This window comes from Tessaracoccus lubricantis (genome assembly GCF_039544535.1).
GTDB lineage: Bacteria > Actinomycetota > Actinomycetes > Propionibacteriales > Propionibacteriaceae > Arachnia > Arachnia lubricantis.
Genome location: NZ_BAABLV010000041.1, coordinates 124,415 through 137,660, shown reverse-complemented (window position 1 = coordinate 137,660; position 13,246 = coordinate 124,415). Strand labels below are relative to the sequence as shown.

The 13,246-nt window shown below is 69.2% G+C and carries 14 protein-coding genes; 11 read left to right on the top strand and 3 right to left on the bottom strand.

Annotated elements, in window-relative coordinates:
- Nucleotides 1-60 precede the first annotated feature (60 nt).
- From pyrH to ABEA30_RS14170, 7 genes are all read left to right on the top strand, one after another.
- On the top strand, nt 61-768 hold the full coding sequence (pyrH, locus tag ABEA30_RS14200) for a UMP kinase (RefSeq protein WP_345583971.1): 708 nt from the start codon (nt 61-63) through the stop codon (nt 766-768).
- Nucleotides 769-797: 29 nt separating this feature from the next.
- A complete protein-coding gene (gene frr / locus ABEA30_RS14195; protein WP_386085867.1) occupies nt 798-1,355 on the top strand; it encodes a ribosome recycling factor in 558 nt (185 codons plus the stop codon).
- Entirely contained in the window at nt 1,355-2,215 is an 861-nt protein-coding gene (locus ABEA30_RS14190) for a phosphatidate cytidylyltransferase (protein WP_345583969.1), read from the top strand. The genes frr and ABEA30_RS14190 overlap by 1 nt, the downstream gene beginning before the upstream one ends.
- A 34-nt stretch (nt 2,216-2,249) precedes the next feature.
- Nucleotides 2,250-3,368, top strand: coding sequence for a dual-specificity RNA methyltransferase RlmN (gene rlmN / locus ABEA30_RS14185; RefSeq protein ID WP_345583967.1), 1,119 nt, complete (start codon nt 2,250-2,252; stop codon nt 3,366-3,368).
- Nucleotides 3,369-3,470: 102 nt separating this feature from the next.
- Nucleotides 3,471-4,811 carry an NADP-specific glutamate dehydrogenase gene (gene gdhA / locus ABEA30_RS14180; RefSeq protein ID WP_345583965.1) on the top strand — a complete coding sequence of 447 codons (1,341 nt, stop codon included), beginning with the start codon at nt 3,471-3,473 and terminating at the stop codon, nt 4,809-4,811.
- A gap of 101 nt (nt 4,812-4,912) precedes the next feature.
- Nucleotides 4,913-5,482, top strand: a complete 570-nt coding sequence (locus tag ABEA30_RS14175; RefSeq protein ID WP_345583963.1) for a TetR/AcrR family transcriptional regulator — start codon at nt 4,913-4,915, stop codon at nt 5,480-5,482.
- 24 nt (nt 5,483-5,506) lie between these two features.
- Nucleotides 5,507-5,917, top strand: coding sequence for a hypothetical protein (locus ABEA30_RS14170; RefSeq protein WP_345583961.1), 411 nt, complete (start codon nt 5,507-5,509; stop codon nt 5,915-5,917).
- Nucleotide 5,918: 1 nt separating this feature from the next.
- Here ABEA30_RS14170 and ABEA30_RS14165 read toward each other — a convergent pair whose 3' ends face one another.
- Nucleotides 5,919-6,605, bottom strand: a complete 687-nt coding sequence (locus tag ABEA30_RS14165; RefSeq protein WP_345583959.1) for a phosphotransferase — start codon at nt 6,603-6,605, stop codon at nt 5,919-5,921.
- Nucleotides 6,606-6,657: 52 nt separating this feature from the next.
- Between ABEA30_RS14165 and dxr the strand changes: the two genes are divergently transcribed.
- From dxr to ABEA30_RS14145, 4 genes are read left to right on the top strand one after another with little or no spacing between them, the layout of a single operon-like run.
- Nucleotides 6,658-7,860 (top strand): 1-deoxy-D-xylulose-5-phosphate reductoisomerase, encoded by a 1,203-nt coding sequence (dxr, locus tag ABEA30_RS14160; protein ID WP_345583957.1) that lies wholly within the window; start codon nt 6,658-6,660, stop codon nt 7,858-7,860.
- A complete protein-coding gene (locus tag ABEA30_RS14155) occupies nt 7,857-9,140 on the top strand; it encodes a M50 family metallopeptidase (protein ID WP_345583955.1) in 1,284 nt (427 codons plus the stop codon). The genes dxr and ABEA30_RS14155 overlap by 4 nt, the downstream gene beginning before the upstream one ends.
- Nucleotides 9,141-9,162: 22 nt before the next feature.
- Complete coding sequence (gene ispG, locus ABEA30_RS14150) at nt 9,163-10,305, top strand: flavodoxin-dependent (E)-4-hydroxy-3-methylbut-2-enyl-diphosphate synthase (protein WP_345583953.1); 1,143 nt, start codon at nt 9,163-9,165, stop codon at nt 10,303-10,305.
- Between the two features lie 42 nt (nt 10,306-10,347).
- Complete coding sequence (locus ABEA30_RS14145) at nt 10,348-11,184, top strand: GNAT family N-acetyltransferase (RefSeq protein WP_345583951.1); 837 nt, start codon at nt 10,348-10,350, stop codon at nt 11,182-11,184.
- Here the strand turns inward: ABEA30_RS14145 and ABEA30_RS14140 are convergent.
- A complete protein-coding gene (locus ABEA30_RS14140) occupies nt 11,178-12,269 on the bottom strand; it encodes a polyamine aminopropyltransferase (RefSeq protein WP_345583949.1) in 1,092 nt (363 codons plus the stop codon). The genes ABEA30_RS14145 and ABEA30_RS14140 overlap by 7 nt on opposite strands.
- Nucleotides 12,248-13,189 carry a spermidine synthase family protein gene (locus ABEA30_RS14135; protein WP_345583947.1) on the bottom strand — a complete coding sequence of 314 codons (942 nt, stop codon included), beginning with the start codon at nt 13,187-13,189 and terminating at the stop codon, nt 12,248-12,250. Before ABEA30_RS14135 ends, ABEA30_RS14140 begins: the two co-directional genes overlap by 22 nt.
- Nucleotides 13,190-13,246 lie beyond the last annotated feature (57 nt).

The following is a 13,246-nucleotide window of genomic DNA, read 5'->3' as shown; positions in this document are numbered from 1 at the left end:
CGACCCCAGTGGTCGCGGCGCACGTCGCATGTCCAGCCCCCAACACCCCAGGAGTAACAAGTGGGATATTCGCGAGTATTGCTGAAGCTGTCCGGTGAGGTGTTCGGCGGAGGCAAACTCGGCGTCGACGTCACGGTGGTGGCGGACATCGCCCGTGAGATCGCCGACGTGGTGCGCTCCGGCACGCAGGTCGCGGTCGTCGTGGGGGGAGGCAACTACTTCCGGGGTGCCGAGTTGTCGCACAACGGCATGGCGCGCGACCGGGCCGACTACATGGGCATGCTCGGCACCGTGATGAACTCCATCGCGCTGCAGGACTTCTGCGAGAAGGCCGGCATCGAGACGCGCGTCCAGTCCGCCATCAGCATGGCCCAGGTCGCCGAACCCTACATCCCGCGCCGGGCGGAGCGGCACCTCGAGAAGGGCCGCCTGGTGATCTTCGGCGCCGGCTCCGGCATGCCGTACTTCTCCACCGACACCGTCGCCGCGCAGCGGGCACTGGAGATCGGCGCGGAGGTGCTCCTGATGGGCAAGCAGGGCGTCGACGGCGTCTACGACTCGGACCCCAAGACCAACCCGGACGCCACCAAGTTCGAGAGCCTGACCTACGACGACTTCCTGACCAAGAACCTGAAGGTGGCAGACGCCACCGCCATCTCGCTGGCCCGCGACAACGGGCTCGACATGGTGTTCTTCAACCTCTCCACCAAGGGCAACATCGCCCGCGCCGTCGCCGGTGACCACATCGGCACCCTGGTGTCGCGCTAACCCCCCAATCCACAGCAAAGGAGCAAGACATGATCGCCGAGATCCAGCAAGAGGCCTCAACGAAGATGCAGCAGGCGGTGGACTTCGCCCGCGAGGACCTCTCGACCATCCGTACCGGCCGCGCGCACCCCGCCATGTTCAACAAGCTCCTGGCGGACTACTACGGCGCCCCCACCCCGCTGCAGCAGCTGGCGACGTTCACCTCGCCCGACCCCCGCTCGATGCTGATCGCCCCGTTCGACCGCAGCGCGCTGGGCGCCATCGAGAAGGCCATCCGTGACGCGGACCTCGGCGTCAACCCGAGCAACGACGGCAACGCCGTGCGCGTCGTGATGCCGCACCTCACGGAGGAGCGGCGCAAGGAGTACATCAAGATGGCCAAGCACAAGGCGGAGGAGGCCCGCATCGCGGTGCGCAACCTGCGTCGTCACTCCATCGACGCGCTGAAGAAGCTCGAGAAGGACGGCGAGATCGGCGAGGACGACCTGTCCCGCGCCGAGAAGGCCCTCGACGCCACCACGAAGAAGTTCGTCGACAGCATCGACGAACTCCTGAAGAACAAGGAAGCCGAGCTCCTCGAGGTCTGATGGCAACCGAGGCCGAGCCGAAGAAGCAGTCGAGGGCGGGCCGGGACCTCCCGGCCGCCATCGGCGTCGGCGTGGCCCTGTTCGCCGGCATCGCCGTCGGCCTCATCTGGCTGCCGTGGCTGTTCATCGCCATCGCGGCCACGGCCCTGGGGCTGGGCGTCGTCGAGATCAAGCGGGCCCTGAGCCGCAAGGGCATGCGGGCCGTGTGGCTGCCCGTGGCCATCGGCACCGTGATCAGCGTGCTGGGCGGATACCTCGTGTCGACGCGGGACGTGGGCATCGAGCCCACCACCTTCGTGGTGATCTGCCTGGGCTCCATGACCATCGCGGCCCTGGTGGGCCGACTGGTGCGGGGCGCCGAGGGCTTCATCCGTGACGTCGCGGCCAGCGCACTGCTGATCGCCTACGTGCCGCTGTTGGGAGTGTTCATCCCACTGCTGATGGGTGCCTCCGACGGCAACCTGCGCATGCTGAGCGTCATCGCCGTCGTCGTGGCATCGGACACCGGGGCCTATGCCACCGGGGTGTTGTTCGGCCGGCACAAGATGGCGCCGGCCATCAGCCCCAGCAAGACGTGGGAGGGCACCGGCGGTGGCGTGGTGTTCGCCGCGGCCGTGGGCGTGGCCTGCGCGGTCTACCTCCTGGGTGCCCCCTGGTGGGTGGGCGTCCTCCTGGGCGTGCTCGGCTCCATGGCCGCCACCACCGGTGACCTCGTCGAGTCGCTCATCAAGCGCGATGCCGGCATCAAGGACATGTCCAACTTCCTGCCGGGCCACGGTGGCATCATGGATCGTCTCGATTCCATGCTCGTGGCCGTGCCGGTGGGCTGGCTCGTGCTGCACCTCGCCCTCGGCGCCTGAGCGCCGCCCCCCGTCCAGCCCCAGGAAGGCATCCATGACCGTCAAGACCCTGCCGCTCGTGTTCGAAGCCCCCCGCAGGGGCAAGCCGCCCACGCACTGGTTCGACCTCTCGCCCGAGGAGCGTGTCGAGGCCACCCAGAAGCTGGGCCTGCCCAGGTTCCGGGCAGACCAGATCTCGCGGCACGTGTTCGACCGGCTCGAGACCGACGTCAACCAGTTCTCCGACATCCCGGCGGGCATCCGCCAGGAGCTGGGGGAGCAGCTGTTCCCCCAGCTGTTGACGGAGGTGACCCGCCGCAGCACCGACGATGGCGCCACCGTCAAGACCCTGTGGCGGCTGCACGACGGATCGCTGCTCGAGTCGGTGCTCATGCGCTACCCGCAGCGCACCACGCTGTGCATCTCGTCGCAGGCAGGGTGCGGCATGGCCTGTCCGTTCTGCGCGACCGGGCAGGGCGGCCTGAAGCGCAACCTCTCCCAAGCGGAGATCACCGCCCAGGTCCTCGCCGCCGACCAGCAGTTGGCCGCCGGGCTGGTGCCCGGCACCACCGGCAGGCTCAACAACATCGTGTTCATGGGCATGGGTGAGCCGCTGGCCAACTACAAGGCCGTGATGGGTTCGATCCGCACGTTCCTGGCACCGGGGCCCAACGGGTTCGGCATGAGCGCCCGTGGCATCACCGTGTCCACCGTCGGCTTGGTGCCGGCCATCCAGAAGCTCACCGACGAGGGCCTGCCCCTGACGCTGGCGGTGTCGCTGCACGCCCCCGACGATGAACTGCGCGACGAGATCGTGCCGATCAACACGCGGTGGAAGGTGGCGGAGGTCGTCGACGCCGCGTGGGAGTACGCGCGGGTGACCAAGCGGCGCGTCTCGATCGAGTACGCCATGATGCGCGACATCAACGACCAGGTCGAGCGGGCGGAGTTGCTGGCGAAGGTGCTCAAGAAGCGCGGCGACTGGGGATGGGTGCACGTCAACCTCATCCCCCTCAACCCGACCCCGGGGTCGAAGTGGACGGCCTCGCGGAAGGCCGACGAGAAGGCCTTCATCGACACGCTGGAGAGGCGCGGCGTCCCCGTCACGCTCCGCGACACCCGCGGACAGGAGATCGACGGCGCCTGCGGCCAGCTGGCAGCCGCCAACCAGTGAGCGACCACCCGGCGTGATCGTCAGATGGTCCGATGACGCAACTCAGGGCATGTGGTCGTAGTATCGACGCGCCAGTGTCCGAAACAGGCAAAAGGAGAACCGATGGAATCGAAGCTGGAGGGCATCTTCCAGAGCGTCGTGGCGCGCAACCCTGGGGAGGCTGAATTCCACCAGGCAGTGCGGGAGGTCTTCGAGTCCCTGGAGCCAGTGGTCAAGCGGCATCCGGAGTACGTCGAGTCCAAGATGCTCGAGCGCATCTGTGAGCCCGAGCGGCAGATCATCTTCCGCGTGCCGTGGCAGGACGACAACGGCGAGGTCCAGGTCAACCGCGGCTTCCGCGTCGAGTTCAACTCCGCACTCGGCCCCTACAAGGGTGGCCTGCGGTTCCACCCCAGCGTCTACCTCGGCGTCATCAAGTTCCTCGGCTTCGAGCAGATCTTCAAGAACTCGCTGACCGGCCTGCCCATCGGCGGCGGCAAGGGCGGCTCCGACTTCGACCCCCGCGGCAAGTCCGAGGGCGAGGTCATGCGGTTCTGCCAGTCCTTCATGACGGAGCTGTACCGCCACCTGGGCGAGTACACCGACGTGCCCGCCGGCGACATCGGTGTGGGTGGCCGCGAGATCGGCTTCATGTTCGGCCAGTACAAGCGCATCACCAACCGCTACGAGTCCGGCGTGCTGACCGGCAAGGGCATCGCGTGGGGCGGCTCGCTCGTGCGCACCGAGGCCACCGGCTACGGCACCGTCGTGTTCGCCAACGAGATGCTCAAGACCAAGGGCGAGAGCTTCGACGGCAAGCGCGTCGTCGTCTCCGGCTCGGGCAACGTGGCCATCTACGCGGCAGAGAAGGCCGCGCAGCTCGGTGCCACCGTCGTGGGCTTCTCCGACTCCAGCGGCTTCGTCGTCGACGAGGCCGGCGTTGACCTCGACCTGCTGAAGCAGGTCAAGGAGATCGAGCGGGGCCGCGTCTCCGACTACGTCGACCGTCGCCCTTCGGCGAAGCTCGGCAACGCCGGCGGCTGCATCTGGGACGTGCCCGTCGACGTGGCCCTGCCGTGCGCCACGCAGAACGAGCTCAACCTGGAGCAGGCCGCGTGCCTGATCAAGAACGGGGTCAAGGTCGTGGCCGAGGGCGCCAACATGCCCACCACGCCCGACGCGATCCACGCGCTGCAGGATGCCGGCGTGCTCTACGCCCCCGGCAAGGCGGCCAACGCCGGTGGCGTGGCCACCTCCGCGCTGGAGATGCAGCAGAACGCCTCGCGTGACTCGTGGGACTTCGAGTACACCGAGGAGCGCCTCACCGCGATCATGCAGAACATCCACGAGATCTGCGCGGAGACCGCCGACTCCTACGACGCCCCCGGCGACTACGTCGTGGGCGCCAACATCGCGGGCTTCGAGAAGGTCGCCAAGGCGATGCAGGCCTTCGGCCTGGTCTGATCCACCCAGCAGACCCTCGACGGGGGCCGGTTCCGACCGGCCCCCGTTGTTTTGCGCGAGCAAACTTGCCACTGACAACTTGCCGGTGTAAAGATAGGGGTGTGTCAGACACCTACCACCACGGAAACCTGCGCCGCGCGATCCTGGAGCGGGCCACCGCCATCATCACGGAGCAGGGCGTCGAGGCGCTCAGCCTCCGCGCGGTCGCAGCCGAACTCAACGTGTCCCATGCCGCGCCGCGGCACCATTTCAGCTCGAAGAAGGCCCTCATCACGGCCATCGCGGCCGATGGCTTCACGGAACTGGCCGACCGCATCGAGCAGGCGCGAGACGACGGGTTCCTGGGCGCGGGCCTGGCCTACGTCGCGTTCGCCGCTGCGCAACCGGCGGCGTTCGAGGTCATGTTCACCCCCACGCTGCTCGACACGGAGGACCCCCAGTTGGCACAGGCGGCCAGCCGGTCCCTCGAGTTGCTGCGCACCGGTGCCTCACGCCACAACGGGGAGGGGGACGCAACGGCCTTGGCCGGTTGGGCGATGGCACATGGCCTCGCGGCACTGTTGCGCAGCGGCGGGCTTGTCCAGACGGGCTTCCTCAGCGAGTCCGAGGACCCGCTCGTCGTCGCCGAATCGGCGCTTCGCATGCTCGTCGGACCAACCGTCGAGCACTGAGACCCACACTCCCGAAGGAGAACCATGTCATCGTCCACCCTCGTCAGTTCCGGAGTCATCCTTCTCATCGTGGTCACGGTCGCCTTCGGCGGCACCTTCCTCCTGCGCGTGTTCAGCGGCGGCGTGCCGGCCAACGGGCTGCAGAAGTCGTTCTTCCGCGCGGGTCACGCGCATGCGGGCGTCCTCATCATCCTCGGGCTCGTGATCCGGTTGTTGCTGGCAGACGACCGCGTGCCCGCCTGGTCCAGGGCGCTCGGCGACGGCGTGCTCTACGCCGCAGTGCTCATGTCGGCCGGCTTCTTCCTCTCGGTGCTGGGCAAGGATCCGCAGAAGCCGAGCCGGATGATCGTCCTCCTGTGGCTGGGCGTGGCGAGCCTGGTCATCGGGGTCGTCGGTGCCGGGTGCGGTCTGATCGTCGCAGGGCTCGACGCCTGACTCACGCCGCGAGGTACGCGTCGCGATAGCGCCGGATCCGCTCGGGGTCCGGCGCTTCGCCGTACGCGGCCCAGAACTCGTCCGCGGCGCCCGGGCCGAAGTGGTGCTCCAGCGACCGCGAGGCGACGGCGAGGTCGGCCCAGCGGTCCGCCACGCCCAGCTGCCCCACGCCGACCATGCCGACGAAGCCGCCGTCGTCGGAGACCAGCACGTTGGGCACGGTCGCGGCGCCGTGGACGATCGACAGGTCGTGGACGTCGCGCTGGTCGCCCACCCACGCCGGCTCGTCGAACAGGGTGTCGGTGGCGTCCAGCGAATGCAGCTGCGCCAGTGCTTCCGCCAGCCCGTGCGCGGCCAGTTCGGGACGCTCCGGCCACTCGACGGCGGAGCGTCCGGGCAGCCCGACGGTGACGATGAGCCAGCCGTCATCGAGCTCCTCGTAGTCGGCCATGCGGGGGCTGGGGAAGCGGCTCGACAGCCAGCTCAGCCGCTCCGCCTCCGGCTCGAGGTCATGGGGACTCCACTTCGCGTACAACGGCTTGACGTCGTCGGCGACGAGGCGGGCCGTGATGCTGCCGTGCCGGCCCTGCCACACCAGTGCATCGACGCGGCGCTTGTTCACGGCCGCCCATTTCGTGATCGCGAACGGGACGGGGGTGCCGGGCGGGGGGACTGGGACCACAGACATGGAGCCGATCCTATGCGGCGGTGGCTGTTGTCGACAGTGGGATACTCGTGGGGTGCGCAGCATCGTTCTCCTCGGCAGCACCGGCTCGATCGGTACCCAGACACTCGACGTGATCGCCTCCCGGCGTGACCAGTTCCGGGTCGTCGGGCTCTCGGCCTCGGGGGGCAACGTCGACCTGCTCGCCCAGCAGGTCATCGACTTCGAACCCGAGACGGTGGCGCTGGCCAGGGCCAGCGCGGCGCGTGACCTCCAGCGCGCGCTGTACGCCGCCGCGAACGAACGCGGCTGGGCGCAGGGCGAGTACCACCTCCCGCGGCTGCTGCTGGGCCCCCAGGCATCCACGCAGCTGGCCGGCGTGGGCGCCGACGTGGTGCTCAACGCGATCACCGGGGCCGCCGGGCTTGAGCCCACGTTGGCCGCGCTGGCTGCGGGCAGCACGCTGGCGCTGGCCAACAAGGAGTCGCTGGTCATCGGCGGCCACCTGGTGACCGAGGCGGCCCGGCCCGGCCAGATCGTGCCCGTCGACTCCGAACACTCCGCCTTCGCGCAGGCGCTGCGTTCCGGCCGTGCCGACGAGGTGCGCCGCCTCATCCTCACCGCCTCCGGCGGGCCGTTCCGTGGCCGCACGCGCGAGGAACTCGTCGACGTCACGCCGCAGCAGGCGATGGCGCATCCCACCTGGGACATGGGCCGCGTGATCACCATCAACTCGGCCACGCTCGTCAACAAGGGCCTCGAGCTCATCGAGGCGGCCCTGCTGTACGACGTCGACTACGACGACATCACCGTCACCGTGCACCCGCAGTCGATGGTGCATTCCATGGTCGAGTTCCACGACGGCTCCACCATCGCGCAGGCCTCGCCGCCCGACATGCGGATGCCGATCGGCATCGCGCTGACGTGGCCCCAGCGGCTCGAGGGCGCCGCCCGCCCCTGCGACTGGACCACCGCCAGCACCTGGACGTTCGAACCCCTCGACGACGACACCTTCCCCGCGGTGCAGCTCGCCCGCCGCGCCGGACGCGCCGCCGGCACCGCGCCGGCCGTCTACAACGCCGCCAACGAGGCGTGCGTCGAGGCGTTCTGGGAGGGGCGCATCGGCTTCCTCGACATCACCCGCATCGTGGGGGAGTGCCTCGACGAACACCTGGCCGACGGGCACGTCGCCGATGCCGAGTTGACGCTCGACGCCGTGCTCGCCGCGGACCGGTGGGGCCGGGCCCGCGCCACCGAACTGGCCGGGGCCGCCGCATGAGCGTGGTCCTGTCGGTGCTCTTCGGGGTGCTGTTCTTCGCGCTGATCATGGTCTCGATCGCGCTGCACGAGGTCGGGCACCTCGTGCCGGCCAAGCTGTTCGGCGTCAAGGTCACGCAGTACTTCGTGGGCTTCGGCAAGACGCTGTGGTCCACCCGCCGCGGGGAGACCCAGTACGGCGTCAAGGCCTTCCCGTTGGGCGGTTACGTCCGGCTCGTGGGCATGTACCCGCCGAAGCGCATCGGCGCCAGGCAGACTTGGCTCACCCGCCTGGCAGACCAGGCCCGCGTCTTCGAATGGGACCAGATCCGCCCCGAGGACGACGGCAAGCTCTTCTTCCAGAAGAAGACGTGGCAGAAGATCATCATCATGCTGGGCGGCCCGGCGATGAACGTGCTGCTGGCCTTCCTCATCTTCCTCGGCATCAACGTGTTCCACGGCACCTACCAGCCCACGCTCACCGTCGGGCAGATGTGGCAGTGCGTGGTCTCGGCCGAGCGCCAGGACCGCACCTGCACCGACGCCGACCCGGCCACCCCCGCCGTCGAGGCGGGCGTGCGGGTGGGCGACACCCTCGTGTCCTTCAACGGCGTGACCCTGACCAGCTGGGGCCAGATGGGCGACCTCGTGCGCGCCAACGCCGACGGGCCGGCCACCCTGGTCGTCGAACGCGACGGCAGCCGGGTGACGCTGCCGACGGTCAACACCGTGCTCAACCACGTGCCCGACCGGCTGGACCCGACGAAGGTCGTCGAGGCCGGCTTCTTCGGCGTGTCGCCGACGCAGCAGCTGACCAAGGCGGGGCCCGTGGCCACCGTGGGCCAGATGTGGGAGATGACCAGGCAGTCGGCCGTGGCACTGGTGAGCTTCCCGGCGCGCATCTGGAACGTCGCGGTCGACCTGGTGACCGGCCAGCCCCGGGACGTCAACTCGCCGGTGTCGATCCTGGGCGCCTCCCGGGTGGCGGGGGAGATCACCACCACGGACCAGCTGGGCACCGCCGACAAGGTGGCGTCGTACCTGTCGCTGCTGGGTGCGGTGAACCTGTTCGTCGCACTGCTGAACCTCGTCCCGCTGCTGCCGCTCGACGGCGGCCACATCGCCGGGGCCATCTACGAGTGGCTCCGCCGCCTGGTCGCGCGCGGTGCGGGAAGGCCGGACCCGGGTCCCGTCGACACCGCGAAGGGCCTGCCGATCACGTACTTCGTGGGCGGGTTCCTCCTCCTCGGCGGCCTCGTGCTCATCGCCGCCGACGTCATCTCCCCGATCCGACTTTTCTGACGAGCAGAGTAGGCTGTCGCACATGTCCGTGAACCTTGGTATGCCCGCAGCGCCCGCGCCGGTGCTCGCACCCCGTCGCCCCACCCGCAAGATCCGGGTCGGGAAGGTCTTCGTCGGCGGCGACGCCCCCATCAGCGTGCAGTCGATGACCACCACCAAGACGACGGACATCAACGCCACCCTGCAGCAGATCGCGGAACTGACCGCCACCGGCTGCGACATCGTCCGCGTCGCCGTCCCCAGCCAGGACGACGCCGACGCGCTGCCGATCATCGCCATGAAGTCGCAGATCCCCGTGATCGCCGACATCCACTTCCAGCCGCGCTACGTCTTCGCGGCAATCGACGCCGGCTGCGCCGCGGTGCGCGTCAACCCCGGCAACATCAAGCAGTTCGACGACAAGGTGGCCGAGATCGCCAAGGCGGCCTCCGACGCGGGCGTGAGCCTGCGCATCGGCGTCAACGCCGGCTCGCTGGACAAGCGGTTGCTCGCCAAGTACGGCGCGCCCACCGCCGAGGCGCTCGTCGAGTCCGCCCTGTGGGAGGCGTCGCTGTTCGAGGAGGTGGGCTTCCACGACTTCAAGATCTCGGTCAAGCACAACGACCCCGTCGTGATGGTGCGCGCCTACGAGCTGCTGTCGGAGAAGTGCCAGTACCCGCTGCACCTGGGCGTCACCGAGGCCGGCCCTGCGTTCCAGGGCACGATCAAGAGTTCCGTCGCGTTCGGCGCGCTGCTCAGCCAGGGCATCGGCGACACCATCCGCGTGTCCCTGTCGGCCCCGCCCGCGGAGGAGGTCAAGGTCGGCCTCAAGATCCTGGAGTCGCTCAACCTGCGGCCCCGCAAGCTCGACATCGTCTCCTGCCCCTCGTGCGGCCGCGCGCAGGTGGACGTCTACACGCTCGCCGAGCAGGTCACCAAGGGCCTCGAGGGGATGCAGGCCCCGCTGCGCGTCGCCGTCATGGGCTGCATCGTCAATGGCCCCGGCGAGGCCCGAGAGGCGGACCTCGGCGTGGCCTCCGGCAACGGCAAGGGCCAGATCTTCGTCAAGGGCGAGGTCATCAAGACCGTCCCCGAGGAGGAGATCGTCGAGACCCTCCTGTTCGAGGCGCGCCGCATCGCCGCCGAGATGGGTGAGGTCGGCGCCCCCGAGGTCTCCGTTTCCTGACCTCCGCTCTGCGGGCTCCCCGATGGCCCTAGAGTTTCGCCCATGAATTCAGGGCTGACGACGATGGGGGCGGGCGACCGCGAACGGGTCGCCCACTTCCTGGCCAGGAGCTCGGTGGAGAACCTCTTCCTGGCCTCCCGCCTGGCCACGCACGGCCTGGACCGCAGGCGGCTGGGCCAGGTCTACGGGTACGAGCGCGATGGCGAACTCACCTCGGTCCTGCTCGACGGCGGCACGCTGTTCATTGCCGGCTTCGACCCCGAGGCCCTGCCCGCGTACGTCGACCGGCTGGGGCCCATCCGTCGGTGCACGTCTATCCTCGGACCCGCCATCTCCGTCCTGGGCCTCTTCGTGGGCCTCGCGGAGCGCTACCGCGGCGCGTGGGGAGGCATCTCCAACATCCGCAAGCGCCAGCCGCTGATGTTGCTCGACCACCTGCCGGAGGTGCCACCCGACCGCCGGGTGCGCCAGCTCACGCTCGACGACTACCCGAGCTACCTCGACGCCTCGGTGCACATGTACACCGACGAGATCGGCAGCTCACCCTTCAAGTACGGCGGCGGCTACGAGGGGTTCGTGAAGGACCGGCTCAAGCAGGGCGACGCCTACGGCATCGTCGACGACAAGGGCACCGTGATCTTCAAGGCCGACCTCGGCCCGAAGCTGGGGGACCAGGCCCAGTTGCAGGGCGTGTGGGTGGCCCCGCACCTGCGTGGCCGTGGCCTCAGCGTGCCGGCGATGGCGGGGATGTTCCACCTCGTGATGGAGCGCTACCCGCTGATCAGCCTCTACGTCAACGACTTCAACACCGCGGCGATCCGCTCCTACGAGCACCTGGGCTTCGTCGAGGTGGGCGCGCTGGCCACCGTGCACTACTGAGCCACGATGTGGCCGCCGCGCCGGGGCGCCAGCACGAACGCCAGCAGGTAGATGAGCAGCACCAGGATCAGCAGGTTGCCGTAACCGGTGAGCAGCGCTGCGTACTCCAGGCAGCCGCCCACCAGCGCGCCGAGCAGGTTCAGCCCGAACGCGGCCCGTGCGTTGTCCGCTGCGGCGAAACGCTTCGCGAAGGCCACGTTGGCCAGGAAGATGGGGACGAAGGCGAGGGCGACGGCCACGATCAGCCGCGGCACGTACGGCAGCGCGAGCAGCCACGCGGGCTGGACGACGTAGGCGAGTGCGATCGACAGCCCGATGCCGGCGAACAGCCAGGTGATGGGTGGGGTGCGCCACCGTCGGGTCACCTCCACTGCGGCGAGCACGATCAGCAGCACGCCGCCGAACACGAGCGCGTTGACCAGCCAGGTGGTGCCGAACAGCAGGGCGAACGTGGCGATGTACTTGGTCTCCAGCAGCATGAACGCCACGCCCATGCAGAAGAGGTCGGCGTAGGGACGCATCTGGCGTAGCGGCCCACCGAGCGCGCGCACGGTGAGGGCGGAGGCCAGCAGGATCCCGGCGAGGACCCACAGGTACGTGGCGGGGATGCCGTCGCCCCGGTAGTAGAGGAACGGCGCGTTGTCCGTGGGCGGCTCGATGCGGTCTGCCGGCACGACGTGGTTGTCGGTCCCGCAGGCCTGCGCCGAGGGGTCCTTCGCGACGGTGACGACGGCCTGCCCGCCGCCGAGCAGGTCGACGCAGGGCGCGTGGCCGAAGGCCTCCTGTGCGATCCCGCCCAGCCGGTCGATCAGCCAGTCCTCGCGGTAGTAGTTGTACATCGAGAACACGCCGTCGTCGGTCAGGCGCTCGCGCGCCGAGGCCAGGGCCTCCTCGGTGAACAGGAACGACTCGAGCCGGATCTGGGAGGCGCCGCTGACGAGCGCGAGGCTGTCGGGCAGCGCGAACAGGATGAGGTCGTACTTCTCGTCAGTGCTCTCCAGGAATGCGCGCCCGTCGTTGACGATCCGGCGGACCTTGGGATCGGAGTACGGCTGGTCTGGGTTCAGCTCGGCGCCGATCTCCATATGCGCGGGTCGATGTCGACGGCGTCGACGCTCTCGGCGCCCTGCTGCAGCGCGATCGCCACGTCGGAGCCGGAGCCGGCACCGATGATCAGCACCCGCCCGGGCGTGGGCGCGGCCATCCGCTCGTAGGGCGTGCGGTAGAGCAGCTCGGCCTCGTTGAGCTTGTACTCGGCCGACCCCATCAACTGGTGGGGGATGCCGTTGACGGTGATCAGGTGCAGCGGGTTGCCGTCCGAGGAGCGGCCCACGTCGCGCTGCGTGACCTTGTAGTACGGCGACCACGTCACGCCCGGCGTGACCGTCTCCGCCAGCAGCGACCCGACGATGGCGACGCCCGCCACCACGGCCACCAGCCGGTGTCGGCCCCACGCCAGCCAGACCAGCGCCACCGCCACCAGCACGCCCCACACCACCGACGGCGCGCGCAGGAAGGACAGCAGCGTGAACAGCGAGATGCCGAGGATCGAGCCGACGAGGTCCCACCGGTAGGCGTTGAGGTTCTCCAGTTCAGCGAAGCAGCGCCCCACGACCTCGCCGGGGCCCGCGAGGATCGCCGCCACCAGCAGGAAGATCACCGGGAGGGCGAGCCACGCCGGCGGCCCCTGGGCCGACAGCGAGGTGAAGTAGATGATCCCGTCACCGGTGCGGTCGATCGTCACGGGGAAGGCCCACACCACGAACACCAGGACCGCGAGCAGGGGCGGCGTCCACGGCACGATCGACCACTCCTTGCGCGAGATGAGGAATCCCGCGCCGATGCCCAGGAACGAGCCGAGCAGGACGAAGTTCGAGAAGTACGAGAGGTGCACCACGTTCGAGCCCAGCCAGCGGATGAGCGCCAGTTCCATGAACAGCATGAGGGCGCTGCCCACGACCAGGCGGGTGACGGTGCTGCGGGGTCCTGCGGAAAGCGTGCTCACGGGGACATCGTGCCCGGTCACGGAGTCATCCCGGGCTGGAATCCGCAGGTCCGCGTC

What these genes read in the sequence shown, in the direction of transcription:
- frr (WP_386085867.1), top strand. Translation starts at nt 798, where the DNA reads ATGATCGCCGAGATCCAGCAAGAGGCCTCAACGAAGATGCAGCAGGCG.
- ABEA30_RS14190 (WP_345583969.1), top strand. Translation starts at nt 1,355, where the DNA reads ATGGCAACCGAGGCCGAGCCGAAGAAGCAGTCGAGGGCGGGCCGGGAC.
- rlmN (WP_345583967.1), top strand. Translation starts at nt 2,250, where the DNA reads ATGACCGTCAAGACCCTGCCGCTCGTGTTCGAAGCCCCCCGCAGGGGC.
- gdhA (WP_345583965.1), top strand. Translation starts at nt 3,471, where the DNA reads ATGGAATCGAAGCTGGAGGGCATCTTCCAGAGCGTCGTGGCGCGCAAC.
- ABEA30_RS14170 (WP_345583961.1), top strand. Translation starts at nt 5,507, where the DNA reads ATGTCATCGTCCACCCTCGTCAGTTCCGGAGTCATCCTTCTCATCGTG.
- ABEA30_RS14165 (WP_345583959.1), bottom strand. Translation starts at nt 6,605, where the DNA reads ATGTCTGTGGTCCCAGTCCCCCCGCCCGGCACCCCCGTCCCGTTCGCG.
- ABEA30_RS14155 (WP_345583955.1), top strand. Translation starts at nt 7,857, where the DNA reads ATGAGCGTGGTCCTGTCGGTGCTCTTCGGGGTGCTGTTCTTCGCGCTG.
- ispG (WP_345583953.1), top strand. Translation starts at nt 9,163, where the DNA reads ATGTCCGTGAACCTTGGTATGCCCGCAGCGCCCGCGCCGGTGCTCGCA.
- ABEA30_RS14145 (WP_345583951.1), top strand. Translation starts at nt 10,348, where the DNA reads ATGAATTCAGGGCTGACGACGATGGGGGCGGGCGACCGCGAACGGGTC.
- ABEA30_RS14140 (WP_345583949.1), bottom strand. Translation starts at nt 12,269, where the DNA reads ATGGAGATCGGCGCCGAGCTGAACCCAGACCAGCCGTACTCCGATCCC.